This window comes from Methylocystis parvus OBBP (assembly GCF_027571405.1).
Classification (GTDB): Bacteria; Pseudomonadota; Alphaproteobacteria; order Rhizobiales; family Beijerinckiaceae; genus Methylocystis; species Methylocystis parva.
Genome location: NZ_CP092968.1, coordinates 3,087,486 through 3,105,897, shown reverse-complemented (window position 1 = coordinate 3,105,897; position 18,412 = coordinate 3,087,486). Strand labels below are relative to the sequence as shown.

The 18,412-nt window shown below is 64.7% G+C and carries 18 protein-coding genes; 13 read left to right on the top strand and 5 right to left on the bottom strand.

Annotated elements, in window-relative coordinates:
- The first annotated feature begins 124 nt into the window (after window positions 1–124).
- The 7 genes from MMG94_RS15125 to MMG94_RS15095 all read left to right on the top strand — a co-directional run bounded on the left by MMG94_RS15125 (window position 125) and on the right by MMG94_RS15095 (window position 4,977).
- Window positions 125–1,189, top strand: a complete 1,065-nt coding sequence (locus MMG94_RS15125) for an ornithine cyclodeaminase (protein ID WP_026016192.1) — start codon at window positions 125–127, stop codon at window positions 1,187–1,189.
- Window positions 1,190–1,215: 26 nt separating this feature from the next.
- Entirely contained in the window at window positions 1,216–2,130 is a 915-nt protein-coding gene (locus MMG94_RS15120) for a dimethylarginine dimethylaminohydrolase family protein (protein WP_016919607.1), read from the top strand.
- A 129-nt stretch (window positions 2,131–2,259) separates the two neighbouring features.
- The gene (locus MMG94_RS15115) at window positions 2,260–2,532 is read left to right on the top strand and encodes a hypothetical protein (protein WP_154419682.1); all 273 of its coding nucleotides are present in this window, start codon (window positions 2,260–2,262) and stop codon (window positions 2,530–2,532) included.
- A 165-nt stretch (window positions 2,533–2,697) separates the two neighbouring features.
- On the top strand, window positions 2,698–3,498 hold the full coding sequence (locus MMG94_RS15110; protein WP_016919605.1) for an outer membrane protein: 801 nt from the start codon (window positions 2,698–2,700) through the stop codon (window positions 3,496–3,498).
- A gap of 117 nt (window positions 3,499–3,615) precedes the next feature.
- Window positions 3,616–3,873: a hypothetical protein gene (locus MMG94_RS15105; protein WP_016919603.1), complete on the top strand. Its 258-nt coding sequence runs from the start codon at window positions 3,616–3,618 to the stop codon at window positions 3,871–3,873.
- Window positions 3,874–3,884: 11 nt separating this feature from the next.
- Complete coding sequence (locus MMG94_RS15100; RefSeq protein ID WP_016919602.1) at window positions 3,885–4,634, top strand: SDR family NAD(P)-dependent oxidoreductase; 750 nt, start codon at window positions 3,885–3,887, stop codon at window positions 4,632–4,634.
- A gap of 124 nt (window positions 4,635–4,758) precedes the next feature.
- Window positions 4,759–4,977, top strand: a complete 219-nt coding sequence (locus tag MMG94_RS15095) for a hypothetical protein (RefSeq protein WP_016919601.1) — start codon at window positions 4,759–4,761, stop codon at window positions 4,975–4,977.
- A 123-nt stretch (window positions 4,978–5,100) separates the two neighbouring features.
- Here MMG94_RS15095 and MMG94_RS15090 read toward each other — a convergent pair whose 3' ends face one another.
- Window positions 5,101–5,421: a hypothetical protein gene (locus MMG94_RS15090; RefSeq protein ID WP_016919600.1), complete on the bottom strand. Its 321-nt coding sequence runs from the start codon at window positions 5,419–5,421 to the stop codon at window positions 5,101–5,103.
- 152 nt (window positions 5,422–5,573) lie between these two features.
- Between MMG94_RS15090 and MMG94_RS15085 the strand changes: the two genes are divergently transcribed.
- The 3 genes from MMG94_RS15085 (at window position 5,574) to MMG94_RS15075 (ending at window position 9,282) form a co-directional block, all read left to right on the top strand.
- Window positions 5,574–7,175, top strand: a complete 1,602-nt coding sequence (locus MMG94_RS15085) for a SagB/ThcOx family dehydrogenase (RefSeq protein WP_016919599.1) — start codon at window positions 5,574–5,576, stop codon at window positions 7,173–7,175.
- A complete protein-coding gene (locus MMG94_RS15080; protein WP_016919598.1) occupies window positions 7,172–8,881 on the top strand; it encodes an ATP-binding protein in 1,710 nt (569 codons plus the stop codon). Before MMG94_RS15085 ends, MMG94_RS15080 begins: the two co-directional genes overlap by 4 nt.
- A gap of 140 nt (window positions 8,882–9,021) precedes the next feature.
- Window positions 9,022–9,282, top strand: a complete 261-nt coding sequence (locus tag MMG94_RS15075; RefSeq protein WP_016919597.1) for a hypothetical protein — start codon at window positions 9,022–9,024, stop codon at window positions 9,280–9,282.
- 99 nt (window positions 9,283–9,381) lie between these two features.
- Here MMG94_RS15075 and MMG94_RS15070 read toward each other — a convergent pair whose 3' ends face one another.
- Window positions 9,382–10,101 (bottom strand): response regulator, encoded by a 720-nt coding sequence (locus MMG94_RS15070; RefSeq protein WP_026016190.1) that lies wholly within the window; start codon window positions 10,099–10,101, stop codon window positions 9,382–9,384.
- A gap of 185 nt (window positions 10,102–10,286) precedes the next feature.
- Complete coding sequence (locus MMG94_RS15065; protein WP_016919595.1) at window positions 10,287–10,562, bottom strand: hypothetical protein; 276 nt, start codon at window positions 10,560–10,562, stop codon at window positions 10,287–10,289.
- An 83-nt stretch (window positions 10,563–10,645) separates the two neighbouring features.
- On the opposite strand from MMG94_RS15065, the gene MMG94_RS15060 reads away from it, so the two are divergent.
- Complete coding sequence (locus tag MMG94_RS15060) at window positions 10,646–11,050, top strand: surface-adhesin E family protein (RefSeq protein WP_016919594.1); 405 nt, start codon at window positions 10,646–10,648, stop codon at window positions 11,048–11,050.
- Between the two features lie 155 nt (window positions 11,051–11,205).
- Window positions 11,206–11,445: a hypothetical protein gene (locus MMG94_RS15055; protein WP_016919593.1), complete on the top strand. Its 240-nt coding sequence runs from the start codon at window positions 11,206–11,208 to the stop codon at window positions 11,443–11,445.
- 79 nt (window positions 11,446–11,524) lie between these two features.
- Here the strand turns inward: MMG94_RS15055 and MMG94_RS15050 are convergent, their stop codons facing one another.
- On the bottom strand, window positions 11,525–15,394 hold the full coding sequence (locus MMG94_RS15050; protein WP_154419684.1) for a translocation/assembly module TamB domain-containing protein: 3,870 nt from the start codon (window positions 15,392–15,394) through the stop codon (window positions 11,525–11,527).
- Window positions 15,395–17,299 carry an autotransporter assembly complex protein TamA gene (locus MMG94_RS15045; protein WP_016919895.1) on the bottom strand — a complete coding sequence of 635 codons (1,905 nt, stop codon included), beginning with the start codon at window positions 17,297–17,299 and terminating at the stop codon, window positions 15,395–15,397.
- Window positions 17,300–17,779: 480 nt separating this feature from the next.
- On the opposite strand from MMG94_RS15045, the gene MMG94_RS15040 reads away from it, so the two are divergent.
- Window positions 17,780–18,403, top strand: a complete 624-nt coding sequence (locus MMG94_RS15040; protein WP_016919896.1) for a PilZ domain-containing protein — start codon at window positions 17,780–17,782, stop codon at window positions 18,401–18,403.
- Window positions 18,404–18,412 lie beyond the last annotated feature (9 nt).

Genomic DNA, 18,412 nt, shown 5'->3' with positions numbered 1-18,412 from the left:
CGATTTGCTGATAAACTATGTCATATCCGCTATTTTTCTATGATTTTTTGCATATCTTTATGATTTCGGCCGAGCGGCGTCTTCGCTAGCATCGCAGCGCTTCAACATCGCTGGGATGCGCGACATGGCGACCTTTCTAAGCGAACGAGAAATCGCTCGGCTGTTTGAGCGAACCGGCGCCCGGCCGTTCTGGTCTCGCCTCGTGGACTATCTCGCGCGTGATTTTGCGCGCTGGGCCGCCTTTGACAAGTCGCCGCGCTTTGCGAGCCATTCGCCCGGCGGCGTCATCGAGCTGATGCCGACAAGCGACGGCGAGACCTTCGCGTTCAAATATGTGAACGGCCATCCGGGCAATACGCGTCTCGGTCTGCAGACGGTCGTCGCTTTTGGCGCGCTGGCCGACGTGCGGACAGGCTATCCGTTTCTCCTCTCGGAGATGACGATCGCGACGGCCTTGCGAACGGCGGCGACGTCGGTTCTCGCCGCCCGCCGCCTCGCGCGGCCCGAGAGCCGGACCATGGCGCTGATCGGCCTTGGCGCGCAAGCCGAGTTTCAGGCCGATGCGTTTCGCCGGGTCCTCGGCGTCGACCGGCTGCGCGTCTTCGACGTCGACCCCGGCGCTCATGAGAAATTCGAACGCAACATGGCGTCGCGCGAGGTGACGATCACGCATTGCGAAAGCGCGCGCGAGGCGGCCTGCGGCGCCGACATCGTCACCACGATCACAGCCGACAAGAAACGCGCGACGATCCTCGACGAGACGATGATCGCGCCGGGAACGCATATCAACGCCGTCGGCGGCGACTGCCCCGGAAAGACCGAATTGTCGCGCGCGCTCCTGCTTCGCTCCGACATTTTCGTCGAATATGCGCCGCAGACGCGGCTCGAAGGCGAAATTCAGCAGCTCGATCCCGCTCACCCCGTCGCCGAGCTGCATGACGTGCTGTCGGGAAGACGTCCCGGCCGCGTCTCGGCCGACGCGGTGACCGTGTTCGACAGCGTCGGATTCGCCGTCGAGGATTTTTCGGTTCTTCGTCTCCTATACGATCTCGCGCAAGAGACGGGCGTCGGGACCGACATCGCGCTGACGGCGTCGCCAGCCGATCCGAAGAATCTTTTCGCTTTGCTGCGCGCCGGCCCGGCGACGGCCGACGCGCCGGAAAGCGAAGCGTTCGACTTCTCCAACTGACCCCGGGCTCCACGAGAAAGGCCGCCATGACTCTTCGCTTGAACGCTCCGCTCGCGGATGTCGCCGAACGCGCTTCGGCGGCCGCGCCGGCGGCGGATTCGCGCGCGCGCATCCTGATGTGCGCGCCCGATCATTTCGCGGTCGACTACGTCATCAATCCCTGGATGGAAGATCAGATCGGCCGGACGCAACGGACGCAGGCGCGGGCGCAATGGGAGAATCTGCGCCTTCATCTCGCGCGCGAGGCTGCGCTCGCCTATGTCCCGTCGGCGCCGGGATTGCCCGATATGGTCTTCACCGCCAATGCCGGCCTCGTCATCGGCGAGACGGTCGTCGTCACGCGCTTTCACGCCAAAGAGCGTCGGCCGGAGGAGGATCTTTTCCGCGCCTGGTTCGAGCGAGCGGGGTTCTCCACCGCCGCCTGGCCCGACAAGGTCGCATTCGAGGGCGCGGGCGACGCCCTTTTCGATCGCGCGCGCGGCTTGATCTGGTGCGGCCATGGCTGGCGCTCCAGCGAGGAAGCGCCGCCGCTCATCGAACGCATCTTTGAAACGCGCGCGGTCGGCCTGCGGCTTGTCGATCCGCGCTTCTATCACCTCGACACCTGTCTCTGCCCGCTGCCCGGCGGCTGGCTGTTATACTATCCGCAGGCTTTCGACGAACGGTCCCGGGACGTCATCGCGACTCTGGTCCCCGCCGAATTCCGCATCGAACTCGATGAGCGGGAAGCGGCGTCCTTCGCCTGCAACGCCATCGCGATCGGCGACCGCATTTTCCTGAACGCCTGCCCGCCGCGCCTGGAGCGCAGGCTCCGCGAAGCCGGACTGTCGCCGGTCGTCACGCCGCTGTCGGAATTTGTCCGGGCCGGCGGCGCGGCGAAATGTCTGACGCTGGAGCTGCCGCCGACGCGCGCCGATCTTTCGTCGCTGCGGCTGAAATGAGTCAGACATAATCCGGAAAAGGCCGGAGAAAGATTTTCTGCGGCCTCGAAGCCACAATCGCGTGTGAGTCCGTCAGGCAGGAGGCGCGATTTGGCGACGGAGGCGCGTGTCGAAGAAGCGAATTTGGCGATGGCGGCGATCGCTGACGAAGCGAGCGCCAGCGATCGCGAAAGACGCGAGCGATTGAGGGAAATCTGGGCGCCGATGGCGAAGGCGCTCATCGACAATATCGCCGCGGCGCCGGAGGCCGAGGCCGCTTACGCCGCGAAAGTTTCGGACCCCAATTTCGTGGGCGTCACCTGCGACTCGAAGCGGCCCGTTTTCCTCGACAGGGAGACGTCCGGCGCGGGCTTCGTCTACAGGAAATTCGTGGTCGCGCGCGGAACGCCCTGCGCCGAGTGACGCGCATTCGCGAGAAATTCGATCGTTCGATTCCTCGCGCGGGAGTTGCTGCTGGTCTCGGCGGCAACGCAAAAAATTAACTCCTTTTAGGCTTAATTTTGGGCGGGTCGATTACGTCGATCGCAGCGCGTCCGCGCAAGCGTAACGGAGTGTCTCACTATGCGTATGTTCAATTTCGCCGCCGTCGCCCTCCTTGCGACCGCCGCGTCCGGCTCGGCGCTCGCCGCCGACCTGCCCTATCGCAAAGCCCCGCCCGCTTATATTCCCCCGCCGCCGGTCATGACGTGGACGGGCTTCTATGCCGGCCTCAATATTGGCGGCGGCTGGAGCGCCAATAGCATCAACAACGCCAATCTCACGCCCTATACCGACCCGGTCGCGGGCGGCCTCTGGCTCCTGCCCGGCTCGTCAAACGGCGGCAGCAGCGCCGGCGGCGTCGTGGGCGGCGGTCAGATCGGCTACAATTATCAGATGGCGTCGCTGGTCTTCGGCCTCGAGACCGACTTCCAGGGCACCAGCATGCAGTCGGGCGGCAACAAGTCCTGGGCAGTCTATCCGAGCCCGGTCACGCCCGGCGGGCTTCTCGCGCCTCTCGCCCCCGGCGGCAATACCGGCGTCGCGCTCAACTGGTTCGGCACGGTGCGCGCCCGCGCCGGCTACCTCTTCACGCCGGCCTTCCTCGTTTATGCGACGGGCGGCTTCGCCTATGGCGGCGTGCAGGGTCAGTTCACGGGCTACAGCAACACCCGCACGGGCTGGACGGTCGGCGGCGGCGCCGAGTGGATGTTCATGCCCAACTGGTCGGTCAAGGGCGAATATCTCTTCACCGATCTCTCCAGCGGCGGCACGCAGGGCTGGTTCGGCGGCAATTGGGGCTATCGCCGCCATCCGCAATATCATGTCGTGCGCGCCGGCGTGAATTATCACTTCAACTGGGGGGCGGCTCCGGCCCTGACCTCATACTGATCAGGCGCCGGACGGCGCGGTCTCGCCGCGCCCCCCAAACCGCAACAGAAAAAGCCCGGTCCGCAAGGCCGGGCTTTTTGCTATTGTCGCGCTCCACGGTTCGGGAGCTTGCTCGATATGGCGACAAACATCGTAGCTGGAGCCGCAAGGACCGCGGCGCTGATTTTCGTCCTGACGGGTTGCGCGCAGGGCGAGGTCCGCTTCGGCAAAAATGTCTATGTCGGCGGCCATGACTTCTCTCACCAGACTTTCGACCGAAACCATCGCGCCGTCGTGCATCTCTATGACCACGAACCGCGCAACGCCGGCTGCCGCATGCGCGCGGACAAGGCCGGCGGAAGCGTGAAGACCTGCCATTTGCGCAGGCTTCGCTGAGGCGGAACGGCGTGACGGCGACACGATCCGTTTTCATCACCGGTGGAAGCGCCGGCATCGGCGCCGCCGCGGCGCGCGCTTTCGCCTGCGACGGCTTCGGGGTCGGCGTTTTCGATCTCAATGCGAAAGAGGGCCGCGCTTTGGAAGCGGCGGACGGCGCGCAGATCTTCTTCATCGAAGGCGACGTGCGCCGGCGCGACGACCAGCGCCGCGCCATAGAGGAAACGGAGCGACGCTTTGGTCCGCTCGCAGCCGTCTTCGCCAATGCCGGCGTGCATCGCGTCAATTCGATCCTCGACATTGAGGACGACGAACTGAGCTTCGTGCTCGACGTCAATCTCATGGGCGTGATCAACACGCTTCGAGAAACGGCGCCGAAGCTCGTCGCGCAAAAGAAAGGCGCGATCGTCATCATGGCGTCCGATCAGGCGCTGATCGGCAAGAGACGCTCCTTCGCCTATGGGCTGACGAAAGGCGCTCTCGGGCAGATGACGAAGAGCATGGCGCTCGACCTCGCCCCCTATGGCGTCCGCGTCAACGCCGTTTGTCCCGCGACGATCCGCACGCCTTTGACGGAAGCGATTTTCTCGCAGGCCGACGACCCCGCCGCAGCCTGGACCGAGGAGGCGGCGCTGCATCCGCTGCAGCGCGTCGGCACGCCCGAAGAGGTCGCGGAGCTTGTCTGCTTCCTCGCCTCGGAGCGCGCGAGCTTCATGACGGGCGGGCTTTATACGGTCGACGGCGGCTTGACCGCGGGATAGCCGATCGCCTCGCCTCTGCGTGCGCGACGGCGAACGCGTTTGCACGCTCGCGCTTGCTATCCTTCAGATTCGATCCAGGTTCACGCTTGTCTGGACGCGACCTCGCGCAAACCGGAGGCGAACCATGCGCCAATTATTTCTGATCCCCCTTTTCTCCGCCTTGCTGCTTTATCCGGCGATGGCGCAAGGAACGTCGAAGCAGCGGGCCGCCTGCGAGAAAGACTCGCACCGCTTATGCGCCTCGGCCGAGCCCGACGCGCTCGCCGTGGAGAATTGCCTGAAAGAGCATATCAAGTCTCTTTCTCCCGCGTGCCGGCGTCAGTTCAGCGGCAAGAAACGCTGAGGCCTCCATAAGGGAACTGGCCGCATCTGCTCGCTGTTTCCACTCATTCGCTCGCACATTGCGCAAGTCGAGGACGGGAACGGGAAAGATCGCGGCGGGCCTTGGCGCCAGCGCATTTTCGCGTCACTCCCCCGCCGCCGCCTTCAGCGCATGCGCGAGCTCCGTCGCCTCGGGCCAGGAGAGAGCGACATCCGGATGACCCTCGCAAGCGACGACGAGACCCTCCGCCTCGACGCGCGCGTCGAAATCATGGTCGCTCGCAATCGGGCTCATATAGATATGCCGCTCCGGGCTCACCCCCAATGCGACGGCCTCCAGCGCGCGGGCGACGATCGACGCCTCCTGGAAGGTGAAGCGCCGCGGCGGCTGATCGCCGAGGCGCAATGTCGCCAATCCGCCAAAAGCGCCATGGGCGGAAACGGTCAGACTGAATTTTCCGGACATGGCCCAACGCACCCTCTCAGCAAATAGCTGATTTCCAATCTTGTTCACGTCGTCGGCCTGACGGGCGCCCTTCTTGAATGGCGCGTCGAGGCTTACAAGGACCCGCCGGCGATGCAGATCAAAATTCGTGCCCGCCCGAGACGACCGTCGCGATGAACGCGCATCCGGACGGGCTGCCGACCGATATTCGCGGCTACCATGCGCGGACCAAGCACGCGCCGTCGCGTTATGCGCTCGGCCCCGCCTTTCTGGACTGGACCTCGCAGCCTTCGCCCTATCGTCGCTTCGATGGCGCGAGGCTGATCGAGCTGCCATTGGGCGAGGGGCCGGGCGCCGCCTTTCCGGGTCCTGCGCCCGTCGCCGCGCCGCTCGATCGGCGCTCTCTCGGCCTGTTTCTGGAGCTTGCTTTCGGCCTGAGCGCTTGGAAGAGCGTCGAAGGATCGACTTGGGCGGTGCGCAACAATCCGTCATCGGGCAATCTTCATCCGACCGAAGCCTATCTCTTGGCGAATGCGCTCGACGGCGTCAGCGACGCCGCCTGCCTGTTTCATTACGCGCCATTGGCGCATGGTCTCGAAGAGCGCGCGCGCTATGAAGCCGCGCGCATGCTTCCAGAGGACGGCTTTCTCGTCGCGCTCAGCGCCGTGCCCTGGCGGGAAGCGTGGAAATATGGCGAGCGCGCCTTCCGCTATTGCCAACTTGACGCGGGACACGCCATCGGGAGCGTGGCGCAGGCCGCCGCCGCCCTTGGCTGGCGCGTACAGGCGCTCGCCTTTCCGTCCGACGATGACATCGCGGCGCTGATCGGCCTGAACCGCGCCGACGCCTTCCATCGCCGCGAGGAAGAGCGCCCGGATATTCTGCTGTGGCTCGCGACCGGCGACGCGGCGCTTCCCCTCTTCGATCTCGAGGCGCTTATCCGGGCGCCGCACAGCTTTCACGGCGCCGCCAATCGTCTCAGCGAAGATCATGACGGATGGCCGATCATCGACCGCGCGATCCGGCTGACCCACAAGCCCGCCACTCCTCCGCTCGACCACGCATCCATCGCGCCGGCGTCCGCATTCGCCGGTCCGCCTGTTGGGAACGTCGTGCGCGCAAGACGCAGCGTGCAGCGTATGGACGGCGTCTCGACGCTGCCATTGAAGACATTCCAACATATGCTCGCCGCGACCCTGCCGGGGGCGGCGCCGCTACTCTCCGCCTTCCCCTGGCCGCCGCGGCTGGCGCTTATCATTTACGCGCATCGCATCGACGGGCTGGAGCCGGGACTCTATGTTCTCGCGCGCGACGACGGCATGGCCGCGCGTCTGCGCGCGGCGTGCTCTTGCGACTTCGCATGGGCGCCGACAGGCCTCGCCGATCTTCCGCTGTTTCGTCTGCGCGCGGGCGGCGTCGAGCGCGAGGCGACGCGGGCCGCCTGTCTGCAGCCGATCGCCGGCAAAGGCTGCTTCAGCGTGGCGATGATCGCCGATTTCGAACGCGCGCTCGAAGAGGAAGGCGCCTTCGCCTATCGCCGACTGCACTGGGAGGCGGGGCTGATCGGCCAGGTCCTTTATCTCTGGGCGACGGCGGCCGGCCTGGCCGGGACGGGCATTGGCTGCTTCTTCGACGACGAAGTTCACGCTTTCCTCGGCCTTCCGGCCGGCGACATGCGCTTTCAGGATGTCTATCATTTCACGGTCGGCGGCGCCGTGGAGGATGCGCGCATCCTCACCCTTCCTCCCTATCCCGAAGAGCGGCGTTCGAAATGAATATCGAAATCGAGAAAAGCCATGTCGAAGCCCTGATTGAGCGCTTTCCCGCTCACGCGGCGCTCGCCACGCAATTGCGCTTCAGCGATCGCGTGGAAGTGAACCTTGCGCATCTCACGGGAGAGGAGCTCGACTTTATCGAAGACCGCTACCGGCGCGAGGGACCTGAGGCGCGCGCCCGCGCCGCTCAGCTCGCCATGCTTCGCGCCGCGCTCGCGGCTGAGGGTCCGCGCTTCGAAAGCGTCGATCTCGAAGAGGTGCTGCCGGCGCTGGTGCGCTATCTCACCGCCAATCCGATCCATGGCTGGCTCTTCACCGCGAACGTCGCCGCGCGGCCGCTCCCCTATCTCATCATCCGTCTCGATTACGTGCCGTCGTCCAATGACGAGGCCGGCAAGATCATGATCGAGCTGAAGGCCAACGCCAAGGGCACGTTGCAATCCAATGTCATCCGCGTCATGGCGAGCGACATTGCGGGACGCACGGTGAGCGAAATTCTCGCCGCCAAGGGCTTTCTGCACGAGACGCCGGATCTTGTCGCGGCCTTCGAAGCCTCGAGCGAAACCTATTTCGAATGGCGCGGGCGTTACGGCCAGCAATTCGGGGGCACGGGTGTCGGCTTTCACGCGGAGGATCCCAATGCGACGCATCGCGACACGGATTGGTCGCGCAAGGATATTGTGGTGCTCTCGACGAGCGGCGGCGAAGCGCGGCTCGTCAATGACGAGGGCGTGCTCTCGGCTCGCAGCCTGACGCTGGAGGCGCCGGGCGACATCCTCGGGCACTTCCTGCGCAAGGCCGGCAAAAGCAATCGCTTCGCCGCCGAGGACGAGATCGCGGAGCTTCAGGCGCAGATACCCAAGGGCCTCTTCACCCGCATTCCGGTGCATCCTTACCTGTTCATGTTCCATCTCGACCTGCATCAATATCTCTGGGTGCATGTCGACCAGATGCGGCCTTATGAATACAAGCCCGCGCTCAAGCAGAAGCTCGTTCTTCCGCCGGAGCAGACGGACCTCATCGACATCCTCACGGCCGAAATGGACGTGTTGATGGAGGACATCGTGCAAGGCAAGTCCGGCGGCACTACGGTCCTCTGCGCGGGACCGCCCGGCGTCGGCAAGACGCTGACGGCGGAAGTCTATTCCGAGATCATCCAGCGCCCGCTCTATCGCGTGCATTCCGGCCAGCTCGGATTGAACGTCGCCGCCATGGAGACCGCGCTCAAGGAAATCCTGACGCGCGCCCAGCGCTGGGGCGCGGTGATGCTGATCGACGAAGCCGACGTCTATATCAAGCGGCGCGACGACAATATCGCCATGAACGCCGTGGTCGGCGTCTTCCTGCGCGTGCTTGAATATTTCAACGGGCTGCTCTTTCTCACCACCAATCGCGTCGACGACATCGACGAAGCGATCGTCTCCCGCTGCATCGCGCTCATCCGATATTATCCCCCCGACGCCGACGCGCGGCGGCGCATTTGGCGCGTCATGGCGGAGCAGTTCAATCTCGCGCTCGACGAAAAGCTGGTCGATGCGCTGGTCGACGTCTTCCCGCAGGCGAGCGGCCGCGACATCAAGGGGCTCGCAAAGCTCGTCGCGAAATTCTGCCACCAGAAAAACACGCCTCCGGACCTTGCGGCTTTCCAGCGCTGCGCGATCTTCCGAGGACTCGACATCGCGCCACTGAAGGCGAAGGCCGCCTGAGGGCGCGCCCCGAACCACGACGCCTCGCGCGCGTTCGCCTCGCGCGGCGATCGGGCGGACATGCGCGACGCTTGTCTTGGAGTCCTGTTCGCCTAGTTCCTAACGATCCGGCGGCGCCGGAGAATCGATGGGAGAGCACAATGAACAGGAAATTCGTGGCGGCTGCGCTTGTGGCGCCTCTTCTCGCCTTCGGCCCGGCGACGGCCTATGCGCATCACTGCTCCAAATATCATCGCCATCACGCGCGCGGGATGGAGCAGGAAAGATATGGCAGCAGCAAGTCCATGCAGAACAAGGACACGGGCTCCAGACAGAACCAGGGCTCCAGCCCGCAGAACCTCGATCAGGGCGGCGCGACCGATCAGGGGACGAGCGGCTCGACCAAGCGCCAGGGCATCTGAGCCTCGAACGCATGATGGGCCGGCCGAGGCCGAAACCATTGTGGCGGCCCATCGTGCGCCAGCCCGGTTCGGCGAGCGCGCCCGCGCCTCTCTTTAGATCTACGCGCGGGAGACCGGAGCGGAGAGCATATAGCCTTCCGAGCGCACGGTCTGAATCATTGCGGGGTTCTTCGGATCCTTCTCCAGCTTCTGGCGCAGACGGCTGATCAAGACGTCGATGCTGCGCTGATAGGGGCCGGCCGTGGGGCCATGCGTCATATTGATGAGCTGATCGCGGGTGAGCACGCGATTGGGGTTCTCGCAGAAGGCGTGCAGAAGATCGAATTCGGCGCCGGTCATTGCGACCTTGATCCCGCTGGGCGACACGACTTCGCGCGACAGAAGATTGACGCGCCATCCCAGAAACAGGAAGGATTGGCTCGGCAAGGTCCCCGCCGCCTGGCTTTGCGGTTCGGCGCGGCGGAGCACGGCGCGGATGCGCGCGAGCAGTTCGCGTGAGTTGAAGGGCTTCACCACATAGTCGTCGGCGCCCATTTCGAGCCCGAGTATCTTGTCGACGTCCTCGCCCTGCGCCGTGACGATGATGATCGGAATGTCATGCGCCGCCCGCACGCGACGGCAGATGGAAAATCCGTCCTCTCCTGGCAGATTGAGGTCGAGTATCAAAAGATCGAACGCGCCGCCGGTCAATTTGGCGTCGAGCCCCTCGCCGGTTGCGAGGCGCGTTACGGACATTCCATTGTTTTCCAAATACAAGGAGATCAGTTCGCTGATTTCCGCGTCATCCTCCACAAGGAGGACCGCACTGCGATTGCTCATGCCGATTTCGAACCTTTCAAACGGGCGAAACGCTTCGAGACGCAAACTCTGCCTATACCGCCTCTGGCGCCGCATGTCCCGAGGGTAGCTTTTGGCGAGGATCCGGAGAGAAATATTACAGAAATATTTTAGAAAACGGGCGAAGGCGCGGAAGCGAAAGCCCGCCTCGGCCTCGGCTGTGGCAATCAATTCGCCGCTGCGAGAAAATAGATCAGACCGGCCGCCATCGTCAAAATCGAAAAGATCAGCGACCAGGCGATCCAGATCTTGAAGAGACGGCCTTCTTCCCGCCCAGGCCGCTTCTTAACCGCACGGATGTACAATCCGACAAGGAAAATGGCGATGAAGCAAATATAGAGCGAGATGAGCGCGGTGATCTGCGCGGTGTAGCGCTCCGTCGCTTCGGGCGTCGGCGCGCCGTTGAAAAGCGCGGATACGAGCTCGCTCAAGGAAAAGGCCATTGCTCGCTTTGCTCCAGACGTTTCGCTTTGCGCTTTTTGAGGCAAGCCGACAAACTGCCGCATTGAGAGGACAGAGTCAGGATATGCGAAAGAGCGCTTTTCTCCTCATTCTTGCGTCTGTCTTCTTCGTCTCGGCCGCCCGCGCCGAATGGCGGCTCGTCTGGCAGGACGGCTTCTCCAGGATCTATCTCGATCCCGCCTCGCGCGAGAGGACGGATGGCGGCGCGATATTCGTGCGAGCCTTGACGGATTACGATCCCCATTCGCCGCAGGCGGTCGACTTCAAACTTCCGGAAAAAGGTCTGTCGGAGATCGAAACCGCGAGCTTCGATTGCGCCAAAAGCGCTTATCGATCGGGCGGCGGGAGCTGGTTTTCGGGACGCATGGCGACCGGCGAGATGCGCAGCGCCTATCCCGCCAAAGAGACATGGTCCAAGATCCCGCCCTTCTATCAGGCCCTCGCCAGGGAAATCTGCGCCGCGCCGTGAGCCTCAATCGATGAAGCGGCCGATAGCGCTCGAAAGGCTGAAGAGCCTGCCTCGACCCGGCATGTGCGGCGCCGCACAGCCCCAAGTCGCGGAGGGGCGCATCTTTCCCCCGGTTCCTGCCGCATCGAACTCGGTTCGAATGAAGGAGCGGAAAAATGTTGCGTAAACTTGCTTTCATCGCAGCGATCGCCAGCGCGCTCGCTTTCCCGACGGCGTCTTTCGCGCATGGCTGGGGCGGCCATGGCGGTTGGCATGGCGGACATGGTTGGCATGGCAATTGGCATGGCCCGCATTGGGGCTGGGGCGGCGGCCGCTGGTGGAGCGGGAGCTGGTATCCCTATGGCGGCTCCTGCTGGCGTTCTGGCTATGCCGGCTGGGTTTGGGTCTGCGGCTGATGCGGGCTCGCTTGCGCGCCATGCAAGCTTTCACACCTTACCTTTTCGACATGGAGGGCGCCGCGTCGTCGCGGCGCTCTCAATATTCATGCTCGACGCCGACGCCCATCGACGTCTTGCCGTCGACCGACGTCTCGCTTTGCAGGCGCACGCCGCGGGTGATGTCGACGCCGACATTCACGGAGGTCTGCTCAGGCTTGGCGCCGGTCTTCACGCCGACGCTGACGCCGTCCATGATGTAGCGCGACGCGCCGATCGTCGGACCATTCGCGCCGCCCGCGTCGAGATCGAGCGAGTCGACGCCAAGCGAGCGCCGCATCTTCTCGAAAGCGTCGACGCCGGTGGCCGCCCCGGAAAATTGCGCGAGCGCCGCGGCGAGCTGCACGGCCTGGAAAGGCGTGAGCGAACCCGAAGCCTTGGCGAATAGGAGCCGCGAAAGCACTTCGTCCTGCGGCATTTCCGGCGATGACGAGAAAGTGAAGACGGGCGACGCCGCCGGACCGGAGACGCCGATGCGCGCAGTGATGTCGGCCGCGGTCGTCTCCGCGAGAAAGTCCAGCTGCGGCGCAAGGCCGCCGGTGAAGGAAAGCTTGCCGCGCGTGATGTCGATCCGCTGAGTCAGGAGCTGCATCTTGCCGCGCCGCAGATCGAAGCCGCCAATGACGTTCGGCTTTTGCACCGTGCCGCCGATTTTCAGATCGCCGCCGAACTCCGCGTCGATGCCGCGCCCGCGCACGAAAATCTTGTTGGGCGCGGAAAGCGCGAGATCGAGCGCGGCGTCAAAACCGGATTTGCGCCCCGCCTTCTCCTTCTGCTTGCGCTCGAGCGCCAGCATTTGCGCGGCGAAGCCCTTTGCGTCGATATGGTTGGAGCCCGGCAGCGGCTTCAAATTCGCCGGCAGGCGGTCCGGCACGCTCACATCCATCGAGTCGAGATTGACCTTGCCGGCGATTTTGGGATTGCGCGCGAGAGGGCCTGAAAACATGAGATCGAGATCGCCCACCGAGCTTACGACGTCGGTGCTGGCGAGCTGCGCATTATTGGCGACGATATGCAGCGCGCCCGGCATGCCGGCGTCGGGAGCGACCGTCACGCGGCCGGCGACGGCGATCTGGCCGCCATTCTTCGTCTGCGCGCTGAGGCCGCTGATCGTCAGGTCGTGACCGCGCCCTTCGAGCTTGCCGTTGATCTTGGCAAGGCTCACGCCGTTCAGCGGATCGTTGAAGGCGCCGTCGACAATATTGACCGCGCCGCCAATATTTGGATTCGTCGTCGCGCCCGTGAGGCGCAAATCGACATTCGCCTTTCCGGCGACCGTCTGGCCGTTCGCCGCGAGCAGGGTGTTCGCCAAGCCGGCGTCGAGCGCGCCCTTCACGGCGAGATCGAGCGAACCGTCGCCCAGCGGCGCGGAGCCCGCGATCTTCAATTTGCTTGTCGCGCCCAGCGCGACGTCGGCGTCGACAGTCGTGCGCGCATTGGCGAGACGCCCGCTCGCCGCGGCGGCGATCGCCGGCAAGCCATTGGCGCGCAATTGCGGCGCGGACACTTTCGACGCCTTTACGCGCCAATCTCCGACCGGCGCGGATTTCGTTCCGGTAATGCGCGCTTCGGCCTCGAGCGTCCCGTCGAGGCCAAGGGACGGATCGACGATCGACGCGATGGAGAGCGGCACGCCGCGCGCTTTCGCGGTAACGTCGAAACGCTCGCCGACGAGGCCGTCAATATCGAGACGCCCCGAGCCGAGCGCGACGGAAAGTCCCCGAAGAGTCGTCGCGCCGCGTTGAACCGTTACGGAAGCGGGCTGCGCAAGAGCGATCGTCTTTCCGGCCCGTTGCGCCGAGAAAGACGCAATGTCGAGTTTCGTCGCCTCTCCCGGCGTCAGCGTCGCGCGGCTGGCGATGTTGAATCCGCGCGCGTCGAGAGAAAGATCGAGCGCGGCCGCGCCGCCTCCGGCGGGACGCGCGGCGAGGCGCGCTTTGCCGATCGTCTCCTTGCCGATACGCGCGCTGTCGATGGCGACATCGCCTTCCAGCGCCGGCTGGCGATAGAGATTGCGCGCTGAGAATTTGGCCCCGAGCCGGCCGACGCTCGCGCCCGCCGCCTCTATTCCGGCGCCCTGCGCGTCCACGGAGACATTTTGCGCGCCCCCCGCCGCGTCGAGAGTCACGGCGGCGTCGAGCTTGCCGCCGAGCTTCTGCAAAGCGAGGGCGGAAAGGTCGTCGAGATTGGGCGCGGCGACAGAAACGCGTCCATTCGCGAGTCCGGCGGCGTCGAGCGCCAACTGGCCCTTGGCGGTCGCGCTCCCGATTGCGAGGTCGAGCTGGTCGAGCTTCCAGCCCTCGCCCGCCTTCGCCAGAGAGAAGCGGCCTTTCGCCGGCTTGCGGTCCACTTCGCCGTCGAGCGTCGCAACCGCCGCGACTTCGCCGAGCAGGTCGCGCGCCTCGCCCTGCACAGCAAGCTTCGGTATGGGACGGCCATTGGCGGTCGCCTTTTCCAGCGTCGCGGAAAAGCTGGCGTCCGGTCTGTCGAGCGCGCCCGCCAGCGCGGCGTCGATATGAGCCGCGCCGGACAGCGGCAGATTCGCATGCCGCAGCTCGGGCAGATCGATCTTCGCGGCGATCGCCGCCTTTTCCTTCGTCGCCTGGCCGTCGACGAAAGCGGCGATATGCGCCCCGTTCAAGGAAAGCTTCTCGAACGAGAAACCGCCATGCGGGAGCGTCGCGACCTTGCCCGCGAGCGTCAGCCTTTCGCCGACGAGGCCGTCGACCGCCGGGACGCCCGAGCCGAGGCCCGTCACCGCGCCGTCGAGCGCCGCCGTCACGACGCCCTCGAACGGCGCGCCGGAAAGATCGGCGGAGAGGTCGAGCGCGCCGCGCAGCTCGCGTCCCGCGAGGCGCGAGAACCGGCCAAGATCGCTCGCGGAGATTTTCGCCGTTCCTGCGCCTTTCCCGTCCGCGCCGACATGGCCCGCGGCGCCGAATTCGAAGGCCGAAGCCGTGAGCGACAGACGATCCAACGCGCTCGCGCCGTCATCGGCGAGATGCGCGGTGGCGACGATCTTCGTCGTCTCGGCGAGGAGGGGCGCCAGGTCGCGCGGCAGCAAATCGGCGAGCCGCGCGTCGAGGTCGAGATCGAGCCGGCGCGCGGCCGCGTCGCGCGCAATCGTCACGCTCCCCTGCGCGCCCGCTTCGCCGGCTTTGGCGGCGATCGTCGCCTTGAAGGCGTCGAGCGTCCCGTCGCCGTCGACCGCCGCCTCGACCGGCGGCAGGCCGGGGAGCTGCGCCAATCGCGCAATGAGGCCGTCGCCGGGCTCCCTGGCGGCGAATTTGACGCGCAGCTTTCCGTCGTCCGGCCCATAGGACGCGTCGGCGCCGATGGAGCCCGGCGCGTCCAGCCGCTCAACGAGAAGCTGCAACGCCGCTTTGGCGCCGGTCAGCTCCGCGCCCGCCTTCAGGCTGAGCGTCGCGGGCGCGCCCGCGACAGGTTCGGCGAGAACGAGCTTTTGAAGCGCCAATTCGCCCAGCCGCAGGCCGATCGGCAATTTGGGCGGGAAGGACGCTTTCTCCGGGGGCGACGCTTTGCTCGGCGCGGCGGCCGGAGCTGCGGCCGGACGCCGCAGCACGTCGACTTCGCCAATGTCGATGCGGTCGATATCGAGCCGCAAGGCGAACAGCGCGAAGCGCGACCATTTGGCGGCGACGCGGTCGATTTTCAGCCAGGGGCCGTCGCGATCCGAAAGGACGATGTCGCGAATGGCGGGAGCAGCGGACAACGGACCTTCGATCGCGCCGATCTCGATCTTCATATCCGGCGAGGAAACCGCCCCGGAAGCGGCGCGCGCAAGCCAACGCCCGCCGGCTTCGCTATGCAGCGCCAGCACGCCCGCGCCGATGGCGAGCGCAGCGAGAGCGACGAGGCCGGCCGCGACGGAGAGCGATCGCCTGCGCATCTAGAAACTTTCTCCGATGCCGATGAAGAGCGCGATCCGGCTGTCGGTCGGTCTCGGATTGAGCGGGGTGGCGACGTCCAGCCGGATCGGACCGATGCCGGTATAGTATCGAAGGCCGAGCCCCGCGGCGAAGCGCATGGTCGAGCCGAAGTCGGGCCAGGGCGTCGAGAAAGCGGCGCCGGCGTCGAGGAACGGCACGATCCCGATATTCTGCGTGACTTTGAGCCGCGCTTCCGCCGAGGCTTCGAACAGGCTCAGGCCGCCGGTGGGCCAGCCAAAGCCGTTTTCCGGGCTGATCGAGCGATAGCGATAGCCGCGCACGGAGCCGCCGCCGCCTGCGAAGAAGCGGCGATTGGCGGGCACGGCCTCGACCGGCGCGCCGACGATGGAGCCCGCCGCGACGCGCCCCGCGAGAATATACCAGGCGTCCTCATCGAGCGCGTAATAGGCGGAGGCCTGTCCCTTCGACTCCACCATGCCGACCCCGTGCGGCAGCGCCTTCACATAAGGCGCGACGCGGGCGTTGACGCGCATGCCGCGCGTCGGCGCAAGCGCATTGTCGGTGCTGTCATAGGTCCCTGAAATCGGGAATCCGAGCAGAGAATAATCGTGCAGGCCATAGACGTCGAAGAATTGCCCGCCCTCTATTTCAAGTCCCGCCTGAAGCGACGTCGTATCGCTGAAGCGGTGACGGATCGCGCCGTTGAAATTGCCGTAGGCGGCCCAGTAATAGACCGTGCGTTCGCGCACCGCCGCCGCGTCGAGCAGCAGGTCGTTGCGCGAGCCCCACAGCGCGGGCTTCAGGAAACTGAGACGCGCCGCGCCGACGAGATTGCTCGCCTTCAGCTCCGGAAAAGAAACGAAAGAGGCGGAGTTGTTGTAATAAGCGAGCCCGCCTTCCAGATCGAAACGCAGCCGCTCCGCCCCGCCGAAAAGATTGCGGTCGACCCAATAGGTTCGCAGCGACGGGCCGTTAATGTTGGAGAACATCGCCGAAGCGCCGATGGCGTGGCGCTTGCGCTCGCTCGTTTCGACGAGGATCGGCAGATTGCCGTTCTTGTCGAGATGCGCGCCGTCCTCGACCTTCACCCCGCCCAGCGCCTCTATGCGCGCAACGGATTTGCGCGTGTCGGCAAGCTTTTTCGGACTATAGGGCTCGCCCTCCTCGAGATAGATGAAGGAGCGGATCACGGCCGGATCGACGCCCGGCGAACCCGAAAGCTCGACGGCGCCGACGCCCGCCTTCGGCCCTGGATCGATGGTGAGGGCCACGTCCATCGCATGTTCATTGTGAAAGATGACGGGCCGCGTGGAAACGACCTTGGCGAGCGGATAGGATTTGTCGCGCAGTTGATCGATCCACTCGGATTCGCGCGCGCGCAGCGCGGCGGCGCGCGCCGGATCGTCGGCGTCGAGATCGAACGCCTTGCGCGGGAAGAGCGCCGGATCGATCGGCGCATTGGTGCGGGAATCGTAGACGACGACGTGACGCAGCTTGAAAAGCGGACCTGGATCGACCTCGAAGACCACCGGCGCCAATGCGCTTCCGCGATAGCGCTCGGCCGCCGCCGCCGACGCCTCTGCTCCCTTGCCGTCCGGCGAGACATAGACGCCTGCGACGCTCGCGCGCACGGTCGCATTGTAATAGCCGCTCGCCCAAAGCGCGTCCGTGATGCGTGGGTAATCGGCGACGACGCGGCGCGCGAGCCCGACGCCCGAGCCGGGAGCGTCGAGTCTCAGGCGCCAGCTGTTCGAGGCGTCTTGCAGCGTCTGTTCGAGCTTGCCGTCGTCGAGGCCTTGAAAAGCGATGTCATAGGCGACGGCGTTGGCGCTCGGCTGAGCCTTCTCGGTTTCGCCAAAGAGGCCGAAGAAATCGAAGGCGCGCGCAGGCTCATGCGCGGTCAACGTAAAACCGCAACAAAAGAGCCAGCTTATAACAACGTGTCGCGATTTCACTCGAAAACCCGTAAACTTGCTTAAGCTGATGCATAAGACAAAAAGCATCCAGGGTCCAATCGATTAAGCTTATCGTCGGGCTTGTAGTTAACAACCATTTGAAAAATCGCCGCATGCGGCGCCGTCAAAAAATTCGTCCCTTTACAAGGATTATCGAAGACGTCTCGCATGCGACGCGGGCGGGCGCGCAAGCGGCGAAACGTTAATTTTCTTAACTGCACAGCCCGTAGCGCCAACGCCGCCAATCAAATAGGAGGTCTGCGGGCATATCCGTAAAATTGAATCAATTAAGGCAGTTCTTCGCACACGGCGTTTGCCGAAACCGTTGTGGAACGCTCCGCTGCAACTTTCTGACATAAGCTCCTTCCTGTAACGTTTGTCTTCATCGACCCGTTCGAGCGGCTGCGCCCTCGACGGCGGCAACAGATAATGGCGGTTTCGATTATGGGCGTAAATCTCCTCCACTCGATCAATTATTTTAAGACGGATCGCTTGCAGCGCGTCCAGATCGCCTTCCAGGGAAGGTATATGCTGCTGAAGTCCAATGAGGAGTATTCCTGCCGGACTTTCGAAATGTCACCCGGCGAGGTTTCGCTCTTCGCGCCCGTCGTCGCCATGCCCGGCGAAAGGGTCGTGCTCTATCTCAACGAGCTCGGCCGCTTCACGGGCGCCATCACGCGGCACACCGAAACGGGCTTCGAGATGAGCCTGCAGCTCACCCCCAAAAAACGCGACAGACTTGCCGACCAGCTTACCTGGTACGCCAATCGCTCGGCCTTGGATGTCGAAGACCGGCGCCGCCACGACCGCGTCGTCCCGCTGATGGATCTCACCGTGCTGCGATTGACGCGCGGCGACGAACATATTGTGCGCATTCGCACCCTGTCGCTTTCCGGCGTCGCGATCGAGACGGACCACATCATTCCGCTCGGCGCGGAAGTGACCGTCGGCAATACGCCGGCGAAGGTCGTGCGCATTCTGGATGACGGCGTCGCTTGCGAATTCGTGAGACATTTCCGTCCCGGCGAAATCGACGAGACGACGCGTCTCTAAAATCGCTTT

Coding starts and splice junctions, on each gene's coding strand:
- MMG94_RS15125 (WP_026016192.1), top strand. CDS start 125: ATGGCGACCTTTCTAAGCGAACGAGAAATCGCTCGGCTGTTTGAGCGA.
- MMG94_RS15120 (WP_016919607.1), top strand. CDS start 1,216: ATGACTCTTCGCTTGAACGCTCCGCTCGCGGATGTCGCCGAACGCGCT.
- MMG94_RS15115 (WP_154419682.1), top strand. CDS start 2,260: ATGGCGGCGATCGCTGACGAAGCGAGCGCCAGCGATCGCGAAAGACGC.
- MMG94_RS15110 (WP_016919605.1), top strand. CDS start 2,698: ATGTTCAATTTCGCCGCCGTCGCCCTCCTTGCGACCGCCGCGTCCGGC.
- MMG94_RS15105 (WP_016919603.1), top strand. CDS start 3,616: ATGGCGACAAACATCGTAGCTGGAGCCGCAAGGACCGCGGCGCTGATT.
- MMG94_RS15095 (WP_016919601.1), top strand. CDS start 4,759: ATGCGCCAATTATTTCTGATCCCCCTTTTCTCCGCCTTGCTGCTTTAT.
- MMG94_RS15090 (WP_016919600.1), bottom strand. CDS start 5,421: ATGTCCGGAAAATTCAGTCTGACCGTTTCCGCCCATGGCGCTTTTGGC.
- MMG94_RS15085 (WP_016919599.1), top strand. CDS start 5,574: ATGAACGCGCATCCGGACGGGCTGCCGACCGATATTCGCGGCTACCAT.
- MMG94_RS15080 (WP_016919598.1), top strand. CDS start 7,172: ATGAATATCGAAATCGAGAAAAGCCATGTCGAAGCCCTGATTGAGCGC.
- MMG94_RS15075 (WP_016919597.1), top strand. CDS start 9,022: ATGAACAGGAAATTCGTGGCGGCTGCGCTTGTGGCGCCTCTTCTCGCC.
- MMG94_RS15070 (WP_026016190.1), bottom strand. CDS start 10,101: ATGAGCAATCGCAGTGCGGTCCTCCTTGTGGAGGATGACGCGGAAATC.
- MMG94_RS15065 (WP_016919595.1), bottom strand. CDS start 10,562: ATGGCCTTTTCCTTGAGCGAGCTCGTATCCGCGCTTTTCAACGGCGCG.
- MMG94_RS15060 (WP_016919594.1), top strand. CDS start 10,646: ATGCGAAAGAGCGCTTTTCTCCTCATTCTTGCGTCTGTCTTCTTCGTC.
- MMG94_RS15055 (WP_016919593.1), top strand. CDS start 11,206: ATGTTGCGTAAACTTGCTTTCATCGCAGCGATCGCCAGCGCGCTCGCT.
- MMG94_RS15050 (WP_154419684.1), bottom strand. CDS start 15,394: ATGCGCAGGCGATCGCTCTCCGTCGCGGCCGGCCTCGTCGCTCTCGCT.
- MMG94_RS15040 (WP_016919896.1), top strand. CDS start 17,780: ATGGCGGTTTCGATTATGGGCGTAAATCTCCTCCACTCGATCAATTAT.